Origin of the sequence: Streptomyces daghestanicus (assembly GCF_020521275.1) — a bacterium.
In the GTDB taxonomy this organism is placed as follows: Bacteria; Actinomycetota; Actinomycetes; order Streptomycetales; family Streptomycetaceae; genus Streptomyces; species Streptomyces griseoviridis.
The window spans coordinates 514,680-536,730 of record NZ_BNDX01000002.1; the positions used below are offsets into that span (position 1 = coordinate 514,680).

A 22,051-nucleotide genomic window follows, 5' to 3' on the forward strand; every position below is an offset into this window, starting at 1 on the left:
ACCCGGTCGCGCCGTGATGGAACAGCGCGCGAGCACCGAGGAGCACCGTTGAGCAGGTTGCGCTGGCTGACCGCGGGGGAGTCGCACGGCCCCGCACTCGTCGCGACGCTGGAGGGACTTCCCGCCGGCGTGCCGATCACCACGGAGATGGTGGCCGACCACCTGGCGCGGCGGCGGCTCGGCTACGGTCGCGGCGCCCGGATGAAATTCGAGCGGGACGAGGTCACCTTCCTCGGCGGTGTCCGGCACGGGCTGACCCTGGGCTCGCCGGTGGCGATCATGGTGGGCAACACCGAGTGGCCCAAGTGGGAGCAGGTCATGGCCGGCGATCCGGTCGACCCGGAGATCCTCGCCGGTCTCGCCCGCAACGCCCCGCTGACCCGGCCCCGGCCCGGCCACGCCGACCTCGCGGGCATGCAGAAGTACGGCTTCGACGAGGCCCGGCCGATCCTGGAACGGGCCTCGGCCCGGGAGACCGCCGCCCGGGTGGCGCTCGGCGCGGTGGCGCGGTCGTACCTGAAGGAGACCGCCGGCATCGAGATCGTCAGCCATGTCGTCGAGCTGGCCGCCGCCAAGGCGCCCTACGGGGTGCTGCCGACCCCGGCCGACGTCGGGAAACTGGACGCCGACCCGGTGCGCTGCCTGGACGAGGCCGCCTCGGAGGCGATGGTCGCGGAGATCGACCAGGCCCACAAGGACGGCGACACCCTCGGCGGGGTCGTCGAGGTGCTGGCGTACGGGGTTCCGGTCGGCCTCGGCTCGCACGTGCACTGGGACCGGCGGCTGGACGCCCGTCTGGCCGCCGCGCTCATGGGCATCCAGGCGATCAAGGGCGTCGAGGTCGGCGACGGCTTCGGCCTGGCCCGGGTGCCCGGCTCGCAGGCGCACGACGAGATCCTCACCACCCCCGAGGGCATCAAGCGGGCGTCGGGCCGCTCCGGCGGCACCGAGGGCGGGCTGACCACGGGCGAGCTGCTGCGGGTGCGGGCGGCGATGAAGCCGATCGCCACCGTGCCGCGCGCGCTGAAGACCGTGGACGTCGCCACCGGCGAGGCCGCCGCCGCCCACCACCAGCGCTCCGACGTGTGCGCGGTCCCGGCGGCCGGCATCGTCGCCGAGGCGATGGTCGCGCTGGTGCTCGCGGACGCGGTGGCGGAGAAGTTCGGCGGCGACAGCGTGCCCGAGACCCGGCGCAACGTCACCTCCTACCTCGACGCCCTGGCCATCCGATGACCGCACCGCTGATCGTCCTGGTCGGCCCGATGGGGGTCGGCAAGTCCACCGTCGGCGCGCTGCTGGCCGAGCGGCTCGGCACCGCCTACCGGGACACCGACGAGGACATCGTCGCCGCCGAGGGCCGCACCATCGCCGAGATCTTCGTGGACGAGGGCGAGGCCGCCTTCCGCGCCCTGGAGAAGCGGGCGGTGCACCGGGCGCTCGCCGAGCACGACGGCGTCCTCGCCCTGGGCGGCGGCGCCGTCCTGGACGAGGAGACCCGCGCGCTGCTCGCCGGGCACCGCGTCGTCTACCTCTCCATGGACGTCGAGGAAGCGGTCAGGCGCACCGGCCTCAACGCGGCCCGGCCGCTGCTCGCCGTCAACCCGCGCCGGCAGTGGCGCGAGCTGATGGAAGCCAGACGGCACCTGTACGAGAGCGTCGCCGCGGCCGTCGTCGCGACCGACGGCCGTACCCCGGAAGAGGTCACCCAGGCCGCTCTGGACGCTTTGGAGCTGAAGGAAACATGAGCGAGGAAGTCACCCGCATCCAGGTCGCCGGCACCGCCGGCAGCGAGCCCTACGAGGTCCTGGTCGGGCGTCGGCTCCTGGGCGAACTGCCCGGACTGGTCGGGCCGAGGGCCAAGCGGGTCGCGGTGATCCATCCCGAGGCGCTCGCCGAGACCGGTGACGCCCTCCGCGCCGACCTGGCCGACCAGGGCTACGACGCCATCGCCATCCAGGTGCCCAACGCCGAGGAGGCCAAGACCGCCGAGGTCGCCGCCTACTGCTGGAAGGCGCTCGGCCAGTCCGGGTTCACCCGCACCGACGTCATCGTCGGCGTCGGCGGCGGCGCGACCACCGACGTGACCGGGTTCGTCGCCGCGACCTGGCTGCGCGGCGTGCGCTGGATCGCGGTGCCCACCACCGTGCTGGCCATGGTCGACGCGGCCGTCGGCGGCAAGACCGGCATCAACACCGCCGAGGGCAAGAACCTCGTCGGCGCCTTCCACCCGCCCGCCGGGGTCCTCTGCGACCTCGCCGCGCTGGACTCCCTCGCGGTCAACGACTACGTCTCCGGGCTCGCCGAGGTCATCAAGGCCGGCTTCATCGCCGACCCGGTGATCCTGGAGCTGATCGAGTCCGACCCGGAGGCCGCCCGCACCCCCGCGGGGCCGCACACCGCCGAGCTGATCGAGCGGGCCATCCGCGTCAAGGCCGAGGTCGTCTCCTGCGACCTGAAGGAGGCGGGCCGCCGGGAGATCCTCAACTACGGCCACACCCTCGGGCACGCCATCGAGAAGAACGAGCGCTACAAGTGGCGGCACGGCGCCGCCGTCGCCGTCGGCATGCACTTCGCCGCCGAACTGGGCCGCCTCGCCGGCCGTCTGGACGACGCCACCGCCGACCGCCACCGCAGCATCCTGGAGGCGGTCGGGCTGCCGCTGCACTACCGGCACGACCAGTGGCCCAAGCTGGTGGAGAACATGCGGGTCGACAAGAAGTCCCGCGGCGATCTGCTGCGCTTCATCGTCCTGGACGGCCTGGCCAAGCCCACCGTCCTGGAGGGACCCGACCCGGCCGTCCTCCTCGCCGCCTACGGCGAAGTCGGCCAGTAACTCCCGCGGCACACCTTCCGCCCGATTCGCCCTGCCCGCCGGGCACTTGGGGCTGCCCCCGGCCGTTCACCGAAGGACGGCCGGGGGCGGTACCGTTCTGCGACGAAGGCGGGGCCGGCCCCGCCGACAGCGCCCATCGCCCGCGGCGAGCGAGCCGAAGGGGCGCGCCGGTGCCGACCTCGGACACCGGCCGCAGCGCCCCGGCGGCGGACCGAGCCCGAGAACGAGACGGAGTGGCACCGGATGCAGCACGCAGTGGGTTCTCCGCTGCCGCCGCCCCATCAGCCGGGGCACGGACCGGCCGACGGCTGGTCGCCGGCCGCACATCACCCGGACCGGCCCCCGGAGCCACCCCCGGGGGCGCACCAGGCGTCCGCCCCCGTGCCCCCGCCCCCGCCCCCGGTGCCGGGGTACCCGGGCGGCCCCCCGGCCACCCCGCCGGTCCCGCCCCACGCACCCGCCCCGCAGTACGCCCAGCCGCCGCAGCACTCTCCGGCGTCCCAGGGCCCCGCGGCCCCGCGGCACGTCCAGCCGCCGCGGCAGGCGCCGCCCCCGCCGGACGGCACCGGTCACGTCCCGCTGCCCCCGGGCCGGCCCGGCTCCGCGCCCAGCGTGCCGCCCGCGCCGCCCGCCGCCGACCCGGCGGGCACCGTCCTCGCCGTCCTGCTGATCGGCCCGGCGGGCGCCGGCAAGACCAGCGTGGCCAAGTACTGGGCCGACCACCGCCGGGTGCCCACCGCCCACATCAGCCTGGACGACGTACGCGAATGGGTCCGCTCCGGCTTCGCCGACCCGCAGTCCGGGTGGAACGAGCACTCCGAGGCGCAGTACCGCCTGGCCCGCCGCACCTGCGGCTTCGCCGCGCGCAACTTCCTCGCCAACGGCATCTCCTGCATCCTCGACGACGCCGTCTTCCCCGACCGGCCGGTGGTCGGCCTCGGCGGCTGGAAACGGCACGTCGGTCCCGGCCTGCTCCCCGTGGTGCTGCTGCCCGGCCTGGACGTCGTCCTGGAGCGCAACGCCGAGCGGGCGGGCAACCGGCGGCTCACCGACGAGGAGGTCGCCCGCATCCACGGCCGGATGGCCGGCTGGTACGGCTCCGGGCTGCCGATCATCGACAACTCCCAGATCGACGTCCCCGAGACCGCCCGCGTCCTGGACGACGTACTGGCCCGCTCGATAGCGAGCCCGCCGAACTGGTGACGCGGGGGGCGTAGTGCCCTGCGGGGCGTGGCGGCGGGGGGCCGGTGACGCGGGCAGCCGGGCCGGCCCAGGGGGACGGGAACCCGTGACGCGGGTGTCAGGGCCGCCCCCAGGGGCGTGGGGAAACTGTGACGCGGGTGTCAGGGCCCCCCAGGGAAGTGGGGAGAGCCGGTGACGCGGGCAGCCGGGCCTACCGCAGGGGCGCGGGGAACCTGTGACACGCGTGCCCGGACCGGCCCAGGGGCGCGGCGAACTGCGCGCCCGGCCCCCACCGGCGGTCGGCCGACGGACGACGCGAACCCCCGTCCGCGCGCCCCGCCCGGCGGGCCACCGCCCACTCGGCCTCTCCTGAGCGGCGCCCCACCCGCGCGGCTCATACGCTCGGCTCATGTCAGAGGTGTACGCGGCCCGCCGGACGCGCCTACGTGAACGCTGCAATGCGGGCGGCAGCGCGGCGGCGCTGGTCTCCCGGCCCGCCAACGTGCGCTACCTCGCGGGCGCCGCCCCGCGCGGCGCCGTCCTGCTGCTGGGCACCACCGAGGACCTGCTGCTCTGCGCCGAGCCGCCGGAGGACCGGCCCGCCGCCGGACGGCCGGACGAGTCGCTGCGGCTGCGCGTCCTGCCCGGACCCGGCGCCGACCCGGCCGTCGCGGCCGGCGGAGTGGCCGAGGCCCAGGGCGCCGACTCCCTCGCCGTGGAGGAGCACCACCTCACCGTCGCCCGGCACCGCGCGATCGGCTCCGCCGCCCCCCGGCTCCGGCTGGCCGGACTGGGCCAGGCCGTCGAACAGCTCCGGGTCGTCAAGGACGAGGAGGAGATCTCCTGCCTGCGCATCGGCGCCGAGATCGCCGACCAGGCCCTCGGCGAGCTGCTCGAATCGATCCTGGTCGGCCGCACCGAGCGGCACCTCGCCCTGGAACTGGAACGCCGCCTGGTCGACCACGGCGCCGACGGCCCCGCCTTCCCCACCTCCGTGGGCACCGGCCCGCACGCCGGGCGCCCGGGACACCGGCCCACCGACCGGCGCGTGGAGGAGGGCGACTTCCTCTCCGTCTGCCTCGGCGCCACCTACCGCGGCTACCGCTGCGAGATCGGCCGCACCTTCGTCATCGGCACCTCGCCCGCCGACTGGCAGATCGAGCTGTACGACCTCGTCTTCGCCGCGCAGCGGGCCGGCCGGGAGGCCCTCGCGCCCGGCGTCGCCCACCGCGACGTGGACCGAGCGGCCCGGCAGGTACTGGACTCCGCCGGGTACGGGGAGAACCTTCCGGCGCGCACCGGGCACGGGGTCGGACTCCAAATCGACGAGGACCCTCAATTGACCCCGGCGGCCATGGGTAAACTGGACGCTTGTGTGCCGGTCACCGTCGAACCGGGGGTCCACCTCCCGGGCCGGGGCGGTGTCCGGATCGATGACACGCTCGTCGTACGCCCCGAGGCGGACGGCGGACCCGAGCTACTCACCATCACGACCAAGGAGCTGCTCGCGCTCTAGCTTCACGCTGGGCGTACGCGCCGGGGTCGTCCACGTCAGTCCAGTCCAGGAGATTCCTCAACCGTGGCTTCCACGAACGACCTCAAGAACGGCATGGTGCTCAAGCTCGAAGGCGGCCAGCTCTGGTCCGTCGTCGAGTTCCAGCACGTCAAGCCCGGCAAGGGCCCCGCCTTCGTGCGCACCAAGCTCAAGAACGTGCTCTCCGGCAAGGTCGTCGACAAGACCTTCAACGCCGGTGTCAAGGTCGAGACGGCCACTGTCGACAAGCGCGACATGCAGTTCTCGTACATGGACGGCGAGTACTTCGTCTTCATGGACATGGAGACCTACGACCAGCTCCACGTCGACAGGAAGGCCGTCGGCGACGCCGCCAACTTCCTGATCGAGGGCTTCACCGCCACCGTCGCCCAGCACGAGGGCGAGGTGCTCTTCGTCGAGCTGCCCGCCGCCGTCGAGCTGGTCGTCCAGGAGACCGAGCCCGGCGTCCAGGGCGACCGCTCCACCGGCGGCACCAAGCCGGCGACGCTGGAGACCGGCCACCAGATCCAGGTCCCGCTCTTCATCACCACCGGCGAGAAGATCAAGGTCGACACCCGCACCAGCGACTACCTCGGCCGGGTGAACAGCTAACCGTGGCTGCCCGCAACACGGCCCGCAAGCGCGCCTTCCAGATCCTCTTCGAAGGCGACCAGCGCGACACCGACGTCCTGACCGTCCTCGCCGACTGGGTGCGGCTCTCCCGCTCCGACACCCGGCAGCCGCCGGTGAGCGAGTACACGATGGAGCTGGTCGAGGGGTACGCGGAGCACGCCGCCCGGATCGACGAGCTGATCTCCCAGTACGCGGTCGGCTGGACGCTGGACCGCATGCCGGTCGTCGACCGCAACATCCTGCGTCTCGGCGCGTACGAGCTGATCTGGGTCGACGGCACGCCGGACGCGGTCGTGCTCGACGAAGCGGTGCAGTTGGCGAAGGAGTTCTCGACGGACGAGTCGCCCTCGTTCGTCAACGGGCTGCTGGGCCGGCTGAAGGAGCTGAAGCCGTCGCTGCGGCGGGCTTGAGCGAGGGGCGCCGCGGGGGTTGCGGCATTCGGGTGATCCGCGCGTCGCCCGTGGCCGGTCGCGCCCGCGCGGCGGAACCGCGTGCCGGCTCCGCCCCGCGCCCCTGAGGGCACCTCTGGCGCCCGGCCTCGGGAAGTGGCCGCACATGCCGCCGGGGTGGCCGGAACCGACTGGTTCCGGCCACCCCGGCGGCACGTTTCTGCTGGGACGGGTGGGGCTCAGGCGTCCTCGTGGGCCGCCACCGCGCGGCGGGCGTCCGCGTCCAGGACACCCCAGCTGATCAGCTGCTCGGTGAGGACCGAGGGCGACTGGTCGTAGATCACGGCGAGTGTGCGCAGGTCGTCCTGGCGGATCGAGAGCACCTTGCCGTTGTAGTCACCGCGCTGGGACTGGATCGTCGCCGCGTAGCGCTGGAGGGGGCCCGCCTTCTCGGCCGGCACGGTGGCCAGCCGCTCCAGGTCCAGGACCAGCTTCGGCGGCGGCTCGGCGGCGCCGCCGGGGGTGGTGCCCGGAAGCAGCTCCTGCACCGGAACGCCGTAGAAGTCCGCCAGCTCGGCGAGGCGCTGCACGGTCACGGCACGGTCACCGCGCTCGTACGAACCGACCACCACGGCCTTCCAGCGGCCCTGGGACTTCTCCTCGACACCGTGGAGGGATAGGCCCTGCTGGGTGCGGATGGCGCGGAGCTTGGCCCCGAGCTGTTTGGCGTATTCGCTGGACATATGGCTCCCCGGACACTGTGTCGACGCGACGGGCTCGGTTTCCTGCCGCGCGGCTGGTAACTCACTGTGAGGTTACGCAGCGTTACTCTCCCGCGTCAAGCCGAACGGTCCGCACCGACGCTTCCGGGGTCCGTGACGACGCGTTGGGCCGAAGGGGTGACGGGAGCCCTCCGAAGGGGTGAGGGGGGCGCGGTCGGGGTGGTGTCCGGCACCTGCTACCGTGGATGGCGCAATTCCGACGTCCTTTAAGGTCCGTCCCGTGAGGCGGAGAAGGAGGTCCGTTTCTTATGGACACGCAGGACACCCAGCCCGGTTCACCCGACGCGCGGCCCGTACTCGAAGGGCCCGACATCGCGCGGGTGCTGACCCGTATCGCCCACGAGATCGTCGAGCGCGCCAAGGGCGCCGACGACGTGGTGCTCCTCGGCATCCCGACCCGGGGCGTCTTCCTCGCCCGCAGACTCGCCGCCAAGCTCGAGCAGATCACCGAGCGCAAGGTGCCGTGCGGCTCGCTCGACATCACCATGTACCGCGACGACCTGCGCATGCACCCGCCGCGCGCGCTGGCCCGCACCGAGATCCCCGGTGACGGCATCGACGGCCGCCTCGTCGTCCTCGTCGACGACGTGCTCTTCTCCGGCCGCACCATCCGCGCCGCCCTCGACGCGCTGAACGACATCGGGCGCCCGCGCGCGGTCCAGCTCGCCGTCCTCGTCGACCGCGGCCACCGTGAACTGCCCATCCGCGCGGACTACGTCGGCAAGAACCTCCCCACGTCGCTGCGGGAGACGGTCAAGGTCCAGCTCGCCGAGGAGGACGGTCGCGACACCGTGCTGCTCGGCGCCAAGGCCGACCAGTAGCACCTCGGCACACCCCGGCCGCTCCGGCGCGCCCACGTCTGCGCCGACGTGCCCGAATCCTCCCGAACTGCCTTACGGAGCCTGACAGATGCAGCGTCATCTCATCTCGGCCGCCGACCTCACCCGCGACGACGCCGTCCTGATCCTCGACACCGCCGAGGAGATGGCCCGGGTCGCCGACCGGCCGATCAAGAAACTGCCCACCCTGCGCGGCCGTACCGTCGTCAACCTCTTCTTCGAGGACTCGACCCGGACCCGGATCTCCTTCGAGGCCGCGGAGAAGCGCCTGTCCGCGGACGTCATCAACTTCACCGCCAAGGGATCGAGCGTCTCCAAGGGCGAGTCCCTGAAGGACACCGCCCAGACGCTGGAGGCCATGGGCGTCGACGCCGTCGTCATCCGGCACGGCGCCTCCGGAGCCCCGTACCGGCTGGCCACCTCCGGCTGGATCGACGCCCATGTGATCAACGCCGGCGACGGCACCCACCAGCACCCCACCCAGGCCCTGCTCGACGCGTTCACCATGCGCCGCCGCCTGGTCGGCCGGGACAGCGGCATCGGCAAGGACCTCGACGGGCGGCGCATCACCCTCGTCGGCGACGTCCTGCACAGCCGGGTCGCCCGCTCCAACGTCGACCTGCTGCACACCCTCGGCGCCCACGTCACCCTGGTCGCCCCGCCCACCCTGCTGCCGGTCGGCGTCGAGACCTGGCCCTGCGAGGTCTCCTACGACCTCGACTCCACCCTCCCCAAGTCCGACGCGGTGATGATGCTGCGCGTGCAGCGCGAGCGGATGAACGCCGCCTTCTTCCCCACCGAGCGCGAGTACTCCCGCCGCTACGGCCTCGACGGCGACCGCATGGCGAAGATGCCCGAGCACGCCATCGTGATGCACCCCGGCCCGATGGTCCGCGGCATGGAGATCACCGCCGAGGTCGCCGACTCCGACCGCTGCACCGTCGTCGAGCAGGTCACCAACGGCGTCTCCATCCGCATGGCCGTGCTCTACCTGCTGCTCGGCGGCAACGAACCCGCCCAGACCCGCACTGAGGAGAAGTAAGACCCATGAGCAAGATCCTGATCCGTGGTGCGAAGGTGCTCGGCGGGGAGCCGCAGGACGTCCTGATCGACGGCGAGACGATCGAGGCGGTGGGGACCGGGCTGAGCGCCGAGGGCGCGGAGGTCGTCGAGGCCGGCGGCAAGGTGCTCCTGCCGGGCCTGGTCGACCTCCACACCCACCTGCGCGAGCCCGGCCGCGAGGACTCCGAGACCGTCCTGACCGGCACCCGCGCGGCAGCGTCCGGCGGTTACACCACCGTGTTCGCCATGGCCAACACCTTCCCGGTCGCCGACACGGCGGGCGTGGTCGAGCAGGTCTGGCGGCTCGGCAAGGAGTCCGGCTACTGCGACGTACGGCCCATCGGCGCCGTCACCGTCGGCCTGGAGGGCGCCAAGCTCGCCGAACTGGGCGCCATGCACGAGTCCGCCGCCGGTGTCACCGTCTTCTCCGACGACGGCAAGTGCGTCCACGACGCCGTGATCATGCGGCGCGCCCTGGAGTACGTGAAGGCGTTCGACGGGGTCGTCGCCCAGCACGCCCAGGAGCCCCGGCTGACCGAGGGCGCCCAGATGAACGAGGGCGTCGTCTCCGCCGAGCTGGGCCTCGGCGGCTGGCCTGCGGTGGCCGAGGAGTCGGTCATCGCCCGCGACGTCCTGCTCGCCGAGCACGTCGGCTCCCGCGTGCACATCTGCCACCTGTCGACCGCCGGGTCCGTGGAGATCGTCCGCTGGGCCAAGTCCCGCGGCATCCGGGTCACCGCCGAGGTCACCCCGCACCACCTGCTCCTCACCGACGAGCTGGTCCGGTCCTACAACCCCGTCTACAAGGTCAACCCGCCGCTGCGCACCGAGCGTGACGTGCACGCGCTGCGCGAGGCGCTCGCCGACGGCACGATCGACATCGTCGCCACCGACCACGCCCCGCACCCGCACGAGGACAAGGACTGCGAGTGGGCCGCCGCCGCCATGGGGATGGTCGGCCTGGAGACCGCGTTGTCAGTGGTCCAGGAGACCATGGTGGACACGGGTCTGCTGGACTGGGCCGGCGTCGCCGACCGGATGTCCGTCAAGCCCGCGCAGATCGGACAGGCAGCCGGCCAGGGCCGTCCCGTCTCGGCAGGTGAGCCCGCCAACCTCACCCTCGTCGACACGGAATACCGTGGCCGGGTGGACCCCGCGGGCTTCGCCTCGCGCAGCCGCAACACCCCCTACGAGGGGCGCGAGCTGCCGGGCCGTGTGACACACACGTGGCTGCGGGGCAAGGCGACGCTCGTCGACGGGAAGCTCACGTGACACCTGTAATCCTGCTGGCCGCCGAGAAGGAATCGGCGCAAGTGACCGACTGGGCCGCCCGCATCGGCTGGGTGGTCGGCCTGGGCCTGTTCGTGGCGCTCGTCTACTGGCTGATGCGCGAGGGCTGGAAGTGGCGCGGCACCCTCCAGGGCGACCTGCCGGAGCTGCCCACCGCGCCGGAGGCCCCCGGACCGGCGAGACTGACGATGAGCGGCCGCTACCACGGCTCCACCACCGCCGGCCAGTGGCTGGACCGCATCGTCGCCCGGGGCCTGGGCGCCCGCAGCCGGGCCGAGCTGGCCCTGACCGACGCGGGAGTGGACGTCGTACGCCCCGGCGCGACCGACTTCTTCGTCCCCGCCGCGGCGCTGCGCGAGGCCCGGCTCGACAAGGGCATCGCGGGCAAGGTGCTCACCGAGGGCGGCCTGCTCGTCCTGACCTGGGAGCACGGCGGGAAGCTGATCGACTCCGGCTTCCGCTCCGACCGGGCGGCCGAGCACACCGAATGGGTCCAGACCCTGACCGACATGATCCACAAGAGGGAAACGGAAGGCGCACGATGACCACCTCCACCAGGGGAGCTGCCAGGACTCCCGCCGTACTCGTCCTGGAGGACGGCCGGGTCTTCCGCGGCCGTGCCTACGGGGCCGTGGGGGAGACCTTCGGCGAGGCCGTCTTCTCCACCGGCATGACCGGCTACCAGGAGACCCTCACCGACCCGTCCTACGCCCGGCAGATCGTCGTGGCGACCGCCCCCCAGATCGGCAACACCGGCTGGAACGACGAGGACGACGAGTCCCGGCGCATCTGGGTCTCCGGGTACGTCGTGCGGGACCCCGCGCGCGTGCCGTCCAACTGGCGCTCCCGGCGCTCCCTGGACGACGAGCTGACCCGCCAGGGCGTCGTCGGCATAGCCGGCATCGACACCCGCGCCCTCACCCGACACCTGCGCGAGCGCGGCTCCATGCGGGCCGGCGTCTTCTCCGGCGACGCCCTCGCCGACGACGCCGCGCTCCTCGCCCGCGTGCTGGAGCAGCCGCACATGAAGGGCGCGAGCCTCTTCGAGGAGGTCGCCACCCAGGAGGCGTACGTCGTCCCTGCGATCGGTGACAAGAAGTTCACCGTCGCCGCCGTCGACCTCGGCATCAAGGGCATGACCCCGCACCGCATGGCCGAGCGCGGCATCGAGGTGCACGTCCTGCCCGCCACCGCCACCGTCGAGGACGTCTACGCGGTCCGGCCGGACGGCGTGTTCTTCTCCAACGGCCCCGGCGACCCCGCCACCGCCGACCACCCCGTCGCCCTGATGCGGGGCGTCCTGGAGCGCGGCACCCCGCTGTTCGGCATCTGCTTCGGCAACCAGATCCTCGGCCGCGCCCTCGGCTTCGGCACCTTCAAGCTGAAGTACGGCCACCGCGGCATCAACCAGCCGGTGCAGGACCGTACGACCGGCAAGGTCGAGGTCACCGCGCACAACCACGGATTCGCCGTCGACGCCCCGCTCGACCGGGTCTCCGACACCCCCTACGGCCGCGCCGAGGTCTCCCACGTCTGCCTCAACGACAACGTGGTGGAGGGGCTCCAGCTCCTCGACCGGCCGGCCTTCAGCGTCCAGTACCACCCCGAAGCGGCAGCGGGCCCCCACGACGCCGCCTACCTGTTCGACCGCTTCGTTTCCCTGATGGAGGGCCAGCGTGCCTAAGCGCACCGATATCCAGTCCGTCCTGGTCATCGGCTCCGGCCCGATCGTCATCGGCCAGGCCGCCGAGTTCGACTACTCCGGCACCCAGGCGTGCCGCGTGCTCAAGGCCGAGGGCCTGCGCGTCATCCTGGTGAACTCCAACCCGGCGACGATCATGACCGACCCGGAGATCGCCGACGCCACCTACGTCGAGCCGATCACCCCCGAGTTCGTCGAGAAGATCATCGCCAAGGAGCGCCCCGACGCCCTGCTGCCCACCCTGGGCGGCCAGACGGCCCTGAACACCGCGATCTCCATGCACGAGCAGGGAGTCCTGGAGAAGTACGGCGTCGAGCTGATCGGCGCCAATGTCGAGGCGATCCACAAGGGCGAGGACCGCGACCTGTTCAAGAACGTGGTCGAGGAGGTCCGCAAGAAGATCGGCCACGGCGAGTCCGCCCGCTCCTACATCTGCCACTCCATGGACGACGTCCTCGCCGGCGTCGAGGCGCTCGGCGGCTACCCGGTCGTCGTCCGCCCCTCCTTCACCATGGGCGGCGCCGGCTCCGGCTTCGCCCACGACGAGGAGGAGCTGCGCCGCATCGCGGGCCAGGGCCTCACGCTCTCCCCGACCACCGAGGTGCTCCTGGAGGAGTCCATCCTCGGCTGGAAGGAGTACGAGCTGGAGCTGATGCGCGACAAGAACGACAACGTCGTGGTCGTCTGCTCCATCGAGAACTTCGACCCCATGGGCGTGCACACCGGCGACTCGATCACCGTCGCCCCCGCCATGACGCTCACCGACCGCGAGTACCAGGTGCTGCGCGACGTCGGCATCGCCATCATCCGCGAGGTCGGCGTCGACACCGGCGGCTGCAACATCCAGTTCGCGGTCAACCCCGAGGACGGCCGGGTCATCGTCATCGAGATGAACCCGCGCGTCTCCCGCTCCTCGGCCCTCGCCTCCAAGGCGACCGGCTTCCCGATCGCCAAGATCGCCGCCAAGCTGGCCGTCGGCTACACGCTGGACGAGATCCCCAACGACATCACGCGGGAGACCCCGGCCTCCTTCGAGCCGACCCTCGACTACGTGGTCGTCAAGGCCCCCCGCTTCGCCTTCGAGAAGTTCCCGAGCGCGGACTCGACGCTGACGACGACCATGAAGTCGGTCGGCGAGGCCATGGCCATCGGACGGAACTTCCCCGAGGCCTTCCAGAAGGCGCTGCGCTCCCTGGAGAAGAAGGGCAGCCAGTTCACCTTCGCCGGCGAGCCCGGCGACAAGCAGGAGCTGCTGGAGGCGTCGGTCCGGCCCACCGACGGCCGGATCAACACCGTCATGCGGGCCATCCGCGCGGGCGCCACCCCCGAGGAGATCTTCGAGTACACGAAGATCGACCCCTGGTTCGTCGACCAGCTCTTCCTGATCAAGGAGATCGCCGACGAGATCGGCGCCGCCCCCGAGCTGACAAGTGCGCTGCTCGCCGAGGCCAAGCGGCACGGCTTCTCCGACCAGCAGATCGCCGAGATCCGCGGCCTGCGCGAGGACGTCGTCCGCGAGGTCCGGCACGCGCTCGGCGTCCGCCCGGTCTACAAGACGGTCGACACCTGCGCCGCCGAGTTCGCCGCGAAGACGCCGTACTTCTACTCCTCCTACGACGAGGAGACCGAGGTCGCGCCCCGCGAGAAGCCGGCCGTCATCATCCTGGGCTCCGGCCCGAACCGCATCGGCCAGGGCATCGAGTTCGACTACTCCTGCGTCCACGCCTCCTTCGCGCTCAGCGACGCCGGGTACGAGACCGTGATGGTCAACTGCAACCCGGAGACCGTCTCCACCGACTACGACACCTCCGACCGGCTCTACTTCGAGCCGCTCACCCTGGAGGACGTCCTGGAGATCGTCCACGCCGAGCAGCAGGCCGGACCGGTCGCCGGCGTCGTCGTCCAGCTCGGCGGCCAGACCCCGCTGGGCCTGTCGCAGGCCCTGAAGGACAACGGCGTGCCGATCGTCGGCACCCCGCCCGAGGCGATCCACGCCGCCGAGGACCGCGGCGCCTTCGGCCGGGTCCTCGCCGAGGCCGGCCTGCCCGCCCCCAAGCACGGCACGGCCACCACCTTCACCGAGGCCAAGGCCATCGCCGACGAGATCGGCTACCCGGTCCTGGTCCGCCCCTCCTACGTCCTCGGCGGACGCGGCATGGAGATCGTCTACGACGAGACCCGCCTGGAGTCCTACATCGCCGAGTCGACCGAGATCAGCCCGTCCCGCCCGGTCCTGGTCGACCGGTTCCTGGACGACGCGATCGAGATCGACGTGGACGCCCTGTACGACGGCGAGGAGCTGTACCTCGGCGGCGTCATGGAGCACATCGAGGAGGCCGGCATCCACTCCGGCGACTCGGCGTGCGCCCTGCCCCCGATCACGCTGGGCGGCTTCGACATCAAGCGGCTGCGCGCCTCCACCGAGGGCATCGCCGCGGGCGTCGGCGTACGCGGTCTGATCAACATCCAGTTCGCGCTGGCCGGGGACATCCTCTACGTCCTGGAGGCCAACCCGCGCGCCTCGCGCACCGTGCCCTTCACCTCGAAGGCGACCGCGGTGCCGCTGGCCAAGGCCGCCGCCCGCATCTCGCTGGGCGCCACCATCGCCGAGCTGCGCGCCGAGGGCCTCCTCCCGGCCACCGGCGACGGCGGCGAGCTGCCGCTGGACGCGCCGATCTCCGTCAAGGAGGCCGTGATGCCGTGGTCCCGCTTCCGGGACATCCACGGCCGCGGCGTCGACACCGTCCTCGGCCCGGAGATGCGCTCCACCGGCGAGGTCATGGGCATCGACTCCGTCTTCGGCACGGCGTACGCCAAGTCGCAGGCGGGTGCGTACGGGCCGCTGCCCACCAAGGGCCGCGCCTTCATCTCGGTCGCCAACCGGGACAAGCGCTCGATGATCTTCCCGGCCCGCGAGCTGGTCGCGCACGGCTTCGAACTGCTCGCCACCTCCGGCACCGCCGAGGTCCTGCGCCGCAACGGCATCAACGCCACCGTGGTCCGCAAGCAGTCCGAGGGCACCGGCCCGAACGGCGAGAAGACCATCGTCCAGCTCATCCACGACGGCGAGGTCGACCTCATCGTCAACACCCCGTACGGCACCGGCGGCCGCCTCGACGGCTACGAGATCCGCACGGCGGCGGTGGCACGGTCCGTGCCCTGCCTGACCACGGTCCAGGCGCTCGCCGCCGCGGTCCAGGGCATCGACGCCCTCAACCACGGTGACGTGGGCGTCCGCTCGCTCCAGGAACACGCGGGCTTCCTGACCGCGGCCCGCGACTAGCAGCCCCGAGGGGGACACCGGAAACGGTGTCCCCCTCTTCATGAGGCTCACCCCGAGGACACCATGTACAAGACCTTCTTCTCCCTCGTCTTCAAGAGGATGGACGCCGAGCGCGCCCACCACCTCGCCTTCCGCTGGATCGGGCTGGCCGCCCGCGTCCCCGTCCTGCGCACCTTCGCCGCCGCCGTGCTCGCGCCCCGGTACGAGGAGCTGCGCACCGAGGCCCTCGGCCTGCGCATGCACGGCCCCTTCGGCCTCGCCGCCGGCTTCGACAAGAACGCCGTCGCCATCGACGGCATGGCGATGCTCGGCTTCGACCACGTCGAGATCGGCACCGTCACCGGGGAACCGCAGCCCGGCAACCCGAAGAAGCGGCTGTTCCGCCTCGTCCCCGACCGGGCGCTGATCAACCGCATGGGCTTCAACAACGACGGCTCCCGGGTCGTCGCCGCCCGCCTGGCCGGCCGCGAGCCCGTCTTCCGGACCGTCGTCGGCGTCAACATCGGCAAGACCAAGGCCGTCCCCGAGGAGGAGGCCGCCGCGGACTACGTGAAGTCCGCCGAGCGCCTCGCGCCCTACGCCGACTACCTCGTCGTCAACGTCTCGTCGCCCAACACGCCCGGACTGCGCGACCTCCAGGCGACCGAGGCGCTGCGCCCCCTGCTGACCGCCGTCCGCGAGGCCGCCGACCGGGCCGTGCCCGCCCGCCGCGTGCCGCTCCTGGTGAAGATCGCGCCCGACCTCGCGGACGAGGACGTCGACGCGGTGGCCGACCTCGCCGTGGAACTGGGCCTGGACGGCATCATCGCCACCAACACCACCATCGCCCGCGAGGGCCTCGGCCTGGCCTCCCCGCTCTCCGTCGTCAAGGAGACCGGCGGCCTGTCCGGCGCCCCGCTCAAGGCGCGCTCCCTGGAGGTCCTGCGCCGCCTGTACGCGCGCGTGGGCGACCGGATCACCCTGGTCGGGGTCGGCGGCATCGAGACCGCGGAGGACGCCTGGGAGCGCATCCTGGCCGGCGCCACGCTGGTCCAGGGCTACAGCGCCTTCATCTACCAGGGCCCGTTCTGGAGCCGTGCCGTCCACAAGGGCCTCGCCGCCCGGCTGCGCCGGAGCCCCTACGCCACCCTCGCCGACGCGGTCGGCGCCGACGTGAGGAAGAAGCCATGACCGAGCCGTTCGGTACGCGTCTGCGCCGCGCCATGGACGAGCGCGGCCCGCTCTGCGTGGGCGTCGACCCGCACGCCTCCCTGCTCGCCGAGTGGGGCCTGGACGACGACGTCGCCGGCCTGGAGCGGTTCAGCCGCACGGTGGTCGAGGCGGTGGCCGACCGGGTCGCCGTCCTCAAGCCGCAGAGCGCCTTCTTCGAGCGGTTCGGCTCGCGCGGCGTCGCGGTCCTGGAGAAGTCGGTCGCCGAGGCCAGGGCGGCCGGCGCGCTGGTCGTCATGGACGCCAAGCGCGGCGACATCGGCTCCACCATGGCCGCCTACGCCGAGTCCTTCCTGCACCGGGACGCCCCGCTGTTCTCGGACGCGCTGACGGTCTCGCCGTACCTGGGCTACGGGTCGCTGAAGCCGGCCGTCGACATGGCGCGGGAGCACGGCGCGGGCCTGTTCGTGCTGGCGCTCACCTCGAACCCGGAGGGCGCCGAGGTCCAGCACGCCGTCCGCGGCGACGGACGGGGCGTCGGCGCGACGATGCTCGCCCACCTCGCGGCCGAGAACGCGGGGGAGGAGCCCCTCGGCTCCTTCGGCGCGGTGGTCGGCGCCACGCTCGGCGACCTCTCCTCGTACGACCTGGAGATCGGCGGCCCGCTGCTGGCCCCCGGCATCGGCGCCCAGGGCGCCACCCCCGCCGACCTGCCCGGTGTCTTCGGCAGGGCCGTGCGCAACGTGGTGCCGAACGTCAGCCGGGGCGTCCTGCGGCACGGTCCCGACGCCGGCGCGCTGCGCGCGAGCGCGGAACGGTTCGCCGAGGAGATCCGGGCCGCGGTCGCCGCGGTGTGACTCTCGCCGCATTCCTCGTGGTCGCCGGGGGGTGCCGACGGGCGGGGTCCGGGAGGGCCGGAGCCTGGATACATCCTCAAATCCGAGGCAGTATGTCTTAAATGTCCGGTCCTACCAAGGCTGACCAGGACTTTTCCGCTGTTCTCGCTGACTCTGGCGGCCTTGACCGCTAGTCTCCGTCGAGAGAACGCGAGCAAGCGTGTTGCTCGTACCTCCCCAGGTGTGGGGCGACTAGGTTCCTCACCGGTCCGTATCCGACAGTTCGACATCCGAGGTGACGTAGGCGTGGCTCTTCCGCCCCTTACCCCTGAACAGCGCGCAGCCGCGCTCGAAAAGGCCGCCGCGGCTCGCCGGGAGCGGGCCGAGGTCAAGAATCGACTCAAGCACTCCGGCGCCTCCCTGCACGAGGTCATCAAGCAGGGCCAGGAGAACGACGTCATCGGCAAGATGAAGGTCTCCGCCCTGCTGGAGTCCCTGCCGGGCGTGGGCAAGGTCCGCGCCAAGCAGATCATGGAGCGGCTCGGCATCTCCGAGAGCCGCCGGGTGCGCGGCCTCGGCTCCAACCAGATCGCCTCCCTGGAGCGCGAGTTCGGCAGCACCGGCAGCTGAGTCCGGACCACCCCGGTATTGCTGGAATAATCACGGCATGGCTGCAACACCCCGGGGGACGACCCCCGTGCCCCCGGACGTACGTCCGCGGCTGACCGTGCTCTCCGGCCCCTCGGGGGTCGGCAAGAGCACGGTCGTCGCTCATATGCGCAAGGAACACCCCGAGGTCTGGCTCTCGGTGTCGGCGACGACCCGCAAGCCCCGCCCCGGTGAGCAGCACGGCGTCCACTACTTCTTCGTCACCGACGACGAGATGGACAAGCTGATCGCCAACGGCGAGCTGCTGGAGTGGGCCGAGTTCGCGGGCAACCGCTACGGCACGCCGCGCGCGGCCGTGCTGGAGCGGCTGGACGCGGGTGAGCCGGTGCTGCTGGAGATCGACCTCCAGGGCGCCCGGCAGGTCCGCGCCTCGATGCCCGAGGCCCAGCTCGTGTTCCTGGCCCCGCCCACCTGGGAGGAGCTGGTGCGCAGGCTCACCGGCCGGGGCACCGAGGCGCCCGAGGTCATCGAGCGCCGGCTCGGGGCGGCGAAGGTCGAGCTGGCGGCCGAGCCTGAGTTCGACAACACCCTGGTCAACACCTCCGTCGAGGACGTGGCGCGCGAGCTGCTAGCCTTGATGGACGTCGTGTGATCGTCACCGGTGTCTTGATCACTGCCGGTCACGGTCACTGAGACTGATTCTTTCCCATCCATCGGAAGGTAGAGCGTGTCCTCTTCCATCTCCGCGCCCGAGGGCATCATCAACCCGCCGATCGACGAGCTCCTCGAGGCCACCGACTCGAAGTACAGCCTCGTGATCTACGCGGCCAAGCGGGCCCGCCAGATCAACGCGTACTACTCGCAGCTCGGCGAGGGCCTCCTCGAGTACGTCGGTCCCCTCGTCGACACCCACGTCCACGAGAAGCCGCTCTCGATCGCGCTGCGCGAGATCAACGCGGGGCTGCTGACGTCCGAGGCCGTCGAGGGCCCGGCGCAGTAGCCGTCCCTCTCGGCAGTTCTTCTCGGCACCCGGCCCGGCGGCACGACCGCCGGGCCTGTGGTGTGTCATGGGGGCATACGTTCTTCAAGGCCGGGCTCCGAGGCCCGGCCGCAAGGTCGGGAGAGACGGTGGACAAGCCCAAGGTCGTCCTGGGGGTCAGCGGCGGCATCGCCGCGTACAAGGCCGCCGAGCTGCTGCGCAGGTTCACGGAGTCGGGACACGAGGTCCGCGTCGTGCCCACCGCCTCCGCGCTGCACTTCGTGGGCGCCGCCACCTGGTCGGCGCTGTCCGGCAATCCGGTCTCGACCGAGGTCTGGGACGACGTCCACGAGGTCCCGCACGTCCGCATCGGACAGCACGCCGACCTGGTCGTCGTCGCCCCGGCCACCGCCGACCTGCTCGCCAAGGCCGCCCACGGCCTCGCCGACGACCTGCTCACCAACACCCTCCTCACCGCTCGCTGCCCGGTCGTCTTCGCCCCGGCCATGCACACCGAGATGTGGGAGCACCCGGCCACCCAGGAGAACGTGGCGACGCTGCGCCGCCGCGGTGCCGTCGTGATCGAGCCCGCCGTCGGCCGGCTCACCGGCGTCGACACCGGCAAGGGCCGCTTCCCCGACCCGGCCGAGATCTTCGAGCTGTGCCGCCGGGTCCTGGCCCGGGGCGTGACCGCGCCCGACCTGGCCGGGCGGCACGTCGTGGTCAGCGCCGGCGGCACCCGCGAGCCCCTCGACCCGGTCCGCTTCCTCGGCAACCGCTCCTCCGGCAAGCAGGGCTACGCCCTCGCCCGCACCGCCGCCGCGCGGGGCGCCCGCGTGACACTGGTCTCGGCCAACGCCGCGCTGCCCGCACCGGCCGGTGTGGACGTGGTGCCGGTCGGCACCGCGGTCGAGCTGCGCGAGGCGGTGCTGGCCGCCCTGCCGGACGCCGACGCGGTGGTGATGGCGGCCGCGGTCGCGGACTTCCGCCCGGCGTCGTACGCCACCGGGAAGATCAAGAAGAAGGACGGGCAGGAGCCCGAGCCGCTCGCCCTGGTGCGGAATCCGGACATTCTCGCGGAGATCTCGGCCGACCGGCCCCGCCCCGGACAGGTGGTCGTCGGCTTCGCCGCCGAGACGGACGACGTGCTCGCCAACGGACGCGCCAAGCTGAAGCGGAAGGGGTGCGACCTCCTCGTGGTGAACGAGGTGGGGGAGCGCAAGACCTTCGGGGCCGAGGAGAACGAGGCGGTCGTCCTGGGTGCCGACGGCACCGAGACCCCCGTACCGCGCGGGCCGAAGGAAGTCCTGGCCGAGACCGTGTGGGACCTCGTGGCGCGGCGGCTCGTATGATGCCCCGCGCGCTCCACGGGCCCCGTCCGCCTCGTACATTCGTGCGTGGCGGCCCTGGCCAAGGGCGCGGCTCATTGGGCAGAATGCGGGTGCCGCAGGCCACAGGCTTCCCGAGAGGCGAGACGGGTGGGCCGGTGACCGAGGGCGACCGATAAACTGTCCCCGGACGTCGCCGGGTGCAGCTCCCCGCTTCGTCCGACCATGATCAGCCAGCAGCCGCTGCAACCCCAGGGAGCGTTGTGTCCCGTCGCCTGTTCACCTCGGAGTCCGTCACCGAGGGCCACCCCGACAAGATCGCTGACCAGATCAGCGACACCATTCTCGACGCGCTCCTGCGCGAGGACCCGACCTCCCGGGTCGCCGTCGAAACCCTGATCACCACCGGCCTGGTGCACGTCGCCGGCGAGGTCACCACCAAGGCCTACGCCGACATCGCCACCCTGGTCCGCGGCAAGATCCTGGAGATCGGCTACGACTCCTCCAAGAAGGGCTTCGACGGGGCCTCCTGCGGCGTCTCGGTGTCCATCGGCGCCCAGTCGCCCGACATCGCACAGGGCGTCGACACCGCCTACGAGAACCGGGTCGAGGGCGACGACGACGAGCTGGACCGGCAGGGCGCCGGCGACCAGGGCCTGATGTTCGGCTACGCCTCCGACGAGACGCCGACGCTGATGCCGCTGCCGATCTTCCTGGCGCACCGCCTGTCCAAGCGTCTGTCGGACGTCCGCAAGAACGGCACGATCCCCTACCTGCGCCCCGACGGCAAGACGCAGGTCACCATCGAGTACGACGGTGACAAGGCCGTCCGGCTCGACACGGTCGTGGTCTCCTCGCAGCACGCCAGCGACATCGACCTCGACTCCCTGCTCGCGCCCGACATCCGCGAGTTCGTGGTGGAGCCGGAGCTGAAGGCGCTGCTCGACGACGGCATCAAGCTCGACACCGAGAACTACCGCCTGCTGGTCAACCCCACCGGCCGCTTCGAGATCGGCGGCCCGATGGGCGACGCCGGCCTGACCGGGCGCAAGATCATCATCGACACGTACGGCGGTTTCGCCCGCCACGGCGGCGGCGCCTTCTCGGGCAAGGACCCGTCCAAGGTCGACCGCTCCGCCGCGTACGCGATGCGCTGGGTCGCCAAGAACGTCGTCGCCGCGGGCCTCGCCTCCCGCTGCGAGGTCCAGGTCGCCTACGCCATCGGCAAGGCCGAGCCGGTCGGCCTCTTCGTGGAGACGTTCGGCACCGCCAAGATCGACCACGAGAAGATCGAGAAGGCGATCGACGAGGTCTTCGACCTCCGCCCGGCCGCCATCATCCGCGACCTCGACCTGCTCCGCCCGATCTACGCCCAGACCGCGGCGTACGGCCACTTCGGCCGCGAGCTGGACGACTTCACCTGGGAGCGCACGGACCGGGTGGAGGCGCTGCGCAAGGCCACGGGTCTGTAGGTCCCGCTCCGGGTCTGTAGGTCCCGCTCCGGGTCTGTAGGTCCCGCTTCGTTTCCGTCCTTCGTTCCGTCCGAGGCCCGGTGCCCCTTCGGGGTGCCGGGCCCCGGTGCGTACCGGACCGGTCACCGGCACCGGCCGTTGTCAGTGGG

General features: G+C 72.1%; 21 protein-coding genes. 20 read left to right on the forward strand and 1 reads right to left on the reverse strand.

What is annotated here, in order from left to right; translation table 11 throughout:
* Positions 1-48: 48 nt before the first annotated feature.
* The 7 genes from aroC to nusB all read left to right on the forward strand — a co-directional run bounded on the left by aroC (position 49) and on the right by nusB (position 6,592).
* Positions 49-1,233 (forward strand): chorismate synthase, encoded by a 1,185-nt coding sequence (aroC, locus tag Sdagh_RS02535; protein ID WP_190009837.1) that lies wholly within the window; start codon positions 49-51, stop codon positions 1,231-1,233.
* Entirely contained in the window at positions 1,230-1,745 is a 516-nt protein-coding gene (locus Sdagh_RS02540; protein ID WP_189418942.1) for a shikimate kinase, read from the forward strand. The genes aroC and Sdagh_RS02540 overlap by 4 nt, the downstream gene beginning before the upstream one ends.
* Positions 1,742-2,833: a 3-dehydroquinate synthase gene (gene aroB / locus Sdagh_RS02545; protein WP_190077547.1), complete on the forward strand. Its 1,092-nt coding sequence runs from the start codon at positions 1,742-1,744 to the stop codon at positions 2,831-2,833. The genes Sdagh_RS02540 and aroB overlap by 4 nt, the downstream gene beginning before the upstream one ends.
* Before the next feature lie 243 nt (positions 2,834-3,076).
* A complete protein-coding gene (locus Sdagh_RS02550; protein ID WP_190077546.1) occupies positions 3,077-4,036 on the forward strand; it encodes a Pro-rich N-terminal domain-containing protein in 960 nt (319 codons plus the stop codon).
* A gap of 388 nt (positions 4,037-4,424) precedes the next feature.
* A complete protein-coding gene (locus tag Sdagh_RS02555) occupies positions 4,425-5,531 on the forward strand; it encodes an aminopeptidase P family protein (RefSeq protein ID WP_190077545.1) in 1,107 nt (368 codons plus the stop codon).
* A 63-nt stretch (positions 5,532-5,594) separates the two neighbouring features.
* On the forward strand, positions 5,595-6,161 hold the full coding sequence (gene efp / locus Sdagh_RS02560) for an elongation factor P (protein WP_189418950.1): 567 nt from the start codon (positions 5,595-5,597) through the stop codon (positions 6,159-6,161).
* A gap of 2 nt (positions 6,162-6,163) precedes the next feature.
* On the forward strand, positions 6,164-6,592 hold the full coding sequence (gene nusB / locus Sdagh_RS02565) for a transcription antitermination factor NusB (RefSeq protein ID WP_189418952.1): 429 nt from the start codon (positions 6,164-6,166) through the stop codon (positions 6,590-6,592).
* 218 nt (positions 6,593-6,810) lie between these two features.
* On the opposite strand, the gene bldD is transcribed toward nusB, so the two are convergent.
* Positions 6,811-7,314, reverse strand: coding sequence for a transcriptional regulator BldD (bldD, locus tag Sdagh_RS02570; RefSeq protein WP_189418954.1), 504 nt, complete (start codon positions 7,312-7,314; stop codon positions 6,811-6,813).
* A 287-nt stretch (positions 7,315-7,601) separates the two neighbouring features.
* Between bldD and pyrR the strand changes: the two genes are divergently transcribed.
* The 13 genes from pyrR to metK all read left to right on the forward strand — a co-directional run bounded on the left by pyrR (position 7,602) and on the right by metK (position 21,902).
* The gene (gene pyrR / locus Sdagh_RS02575; RefSeq protein ID WP_189418956.1) at positions 7,602-8,174 is read left to right on the forward strand and encodes a bifunctional pyr operon transcriptional regulator/uracil phosphoribosyltransferase PyrR; all 573 of its coding nucleotides are present in this window, start codon (positions 7,602-7,604) and stop codon (positions 8,172-8,174) included.
* Positions 8,175-8,262: 88 nt separating this feature from the next.
* Positions 8,263-9,234, forward strand: a complete 972-nt coding sequence (locus tag Sdagh_RS02580; RefSeq protein ID WP_189418958.1) for an aspartate carbamoyltransferase catalytic subunit — start codon at positions 8,263-8,265, stop codon at positions 9,232-9,234.
* 5 nt (positions 9,235-9,239) lie between these two features.
* Entirely contained in the window at positions 9,240-10,526 is a 1,287-nt protein-coding gene (locus Sdagh_RS02585) for a dihydroorotase (protein WP_189418960.1), read from the forward strand.
* The gene (locus Sdagh_RS02590) at positions 10,523-11,089 is read left to right on the forward strand and encodes a PH-like domain-containing protein (RefSeq protein WP_189418962.1); all 567 of its coding nucleotides are present in this window, start codon (positions 10,523-10,525) and stop codon (positions 11,087-11,089) included. The genes Sdagh_RS02585 and Sdagh_RS02590 overlap by 4 nt, the downstream gene beginning before the upstream one ends.
* Positions 11,086-12,228, forward strand: coding sequence for a glutamine-hydrolyzing carbamoyl-phosphate synthase small subunit (gene carA, locus Sdagh_RS02595; RefSeq protein WP_189418967.1), 1,143 nt, complete (start codon positions 11,086-11,088; stop codon positions 12,226-12,228). Before Sdagh_RS02590 ends, carA begins: the two co-directional genes overlap by 4 nt.
* The gene (carB, locus tag Sdagh_RS02600; protein ID WP_189418970.1) at positions 12,221-15,529 is read left to right on the forward strand and encodes a carbamoyl-phosphate synthase large subunit; all 3,309 of its coding nucleotides are present in this window, start codon (positions 12,221-12,223) and stop codon (positions 15,527-15,529) included. Before carA ends, carB begins: the two co-directional genes overlap by 8 nt.
* Positions 15,530-15,592: 63 nt before the next feature.
* On the forward strand, positions 15,593-16,699 hold the full coding sequence (locus tag Sdagh_RS02605; protein WP_189418972.1) for a quinone-dependent dihydroorotate dehydrogenase: 1,107 nt from the start codon (positions 15,593-15,595) through the stop codon (positions 16,697-16,699).
* Positions 16,696-17,535 carry an orotidine-5'-phosphate decarboxylase gene (gene pyrF, locus Sdagh_RS02610; RefSeq protein ID WP_189418974.1) on the forward strand — a complete coding sequence of 280 codons (840 nt, stop codon included), beginning with the start codon at positions 16,696-16,698 and terminating at the stop codon, positions 17,533-17,535. The genes Sdagh_RS02605 and pyrF overlap by 4 nt, the downstream gene beginning before the upstream one ends.
* A gap of 285 nt (positions 17,536-17,820) precedes the next feature.
* A complete protein-coding gene (locus Sdagh_RS02615; protein WP_003977346.1) occupies positions 17,821-18,144 on the forward strand; it encodes an integration host factor in 324 nt (107 codons plus the stop codon).
* A gap of 37 nt (positions 18,145-18,181) precedes the next feature.
* Positions 18,182-18,775 carry a guanylate kinase gene (gene gmk, locus Sdagh_RS02620; RefSeq protein WP_189418976.1) on the forward strand — a complete coding sequence of 198 codons (594 nt, stop codon included), beginning with the start codon at positions 18,182-18,184 and terminating at the stop codon, positions 18,773-18,775.
* Positions 18,776-18,850: 75 nt separating this feature from the next.
* A complete protein-coding gene (gene rpoZ / locus Sdagh_RS02625; protein ID WP_003988945.1) occupies positions 18,851-19,123 on the forward strand; it encodes a DNA-directed RNA polymerase subunit omega in 273 nt (90 codons plus the stop codon).
* Between the two features lie 128 nt (positions 19,124-19,251).
* Positions 19,252-20,454, forward strand: a complete 1,203-nt coding sequence (gene coaBC / locus Sdagh_RS02630; protein ID WP_189418979.1) for a bifunctional phosphopantothenoylcysteine decarboxylase/phosphopantothenate--cysteine ligase CoaBC — start codon at positions 19,252-19,254, stop codon at positions 20,452-20,454.
* Positions 20,455-20,693: 239 nt separating this feature from the next.
* Entirely contained in the window at positions 20,694-21,902 is a 1,209-nt protein-coding gene (gene metK / locus Sdagh_RS02635; protein ID WP_189418981.1) for a methionine adenosyltransferase, read from the forward strand.
* Positions 21,903-22,051 lie beyond the last annotated feature (149 nt).

What these genes read in the sequence shown, in the direction of transcription:
- Sdagh_RS02540 (WP_189418942.1), top strand. Translation starts at nt 1,230, where the DNA reads ATGACCGCACCGCTGATCGTCCTGGTCGGCCCGATGGGGGTCGGCAAG.
- aroB (WP_190077547.1), top strand. Translation starts at nt 1,742, where the DNA reads ATGAGCGAGGAAGTCACCCGCATCCAGGTCGCCGGCACCGCCGGCAGC.
- Sdagh_RS02550 (WP_190077546.1), top strand. Translation starts at nt 3,077, where the DNA reads ATGCAGCACGCAGTGGGTTCTCCGCTGCCGCCGCCCCATCAGCCGGGG.
- Sdagh_RS02555 (WP_190077545.1), top strand. Translation starts at nt 4,425, where the DNA reads ATGTCAGAGGTGTACGCGGCCCGCCGGACGCGCCTACGTGAACGCTGC.
- bldD (WP_189418954.1), bottom strand. Translation starts at nt 7,314, where the DNA reads ATGTCCAGCGAATACGCCAAACAGCTCGGGGCCAAGCTCCGCGCCATC.
- pyrR (WP_189418956.1), top strand. Translation starts at nt 7,602, where the DNA reads ATGGACACGCAGGACACCCAGCCCGGTTCACCCGACGCGCGGCCCGTA.
- Sdagh_RS02580 (WP_189418958.1), top strand. Translation starts at nt 8,263, where the DNA reads ATGCAGCGTCATCTCATCTCGGCCGCCGACCTCACCCGCGACGACGCC.
- Sdagh_RS02585 (WP_189418960.1), top strand. Translation starts at nt 9,240, where the DNA reads ATGAGCAAGATCCTGATCCGTGGTGCGAAGGTGCTCGGCGGGGAGCCG.
- carA (WP_189418967.1), top strand. Translation starts at nt 11,086, where the DNA reads ATGACCACCTCCACCAGGGGAGCTGCCAGGACTCCCGCCGTACTCGTC.
- Sdagh_RS02605 (WP_189418972.1), top strand. Translation starts at nt 15,593, where the DNA reads ATGTACAAGACCTTCTTCTCCCTCGTCTTCAAGAGGATGGACGCCGAG.
- pyrF (WP_189418974.1), top strand. Translation starts at nt 16,696, where the DNA reads ATGACCGAGCCGTTCGGTACGCGTCTGCGCCGCGCCATGGACGAGCGC.
- gmk (WP_189418976.1), top strand. Translation starts at nt 18,182, where the DNA reads ATGGCTGCAACACCCCGGGGGACGACCCCCGTGCCCCCGGACGTACGT.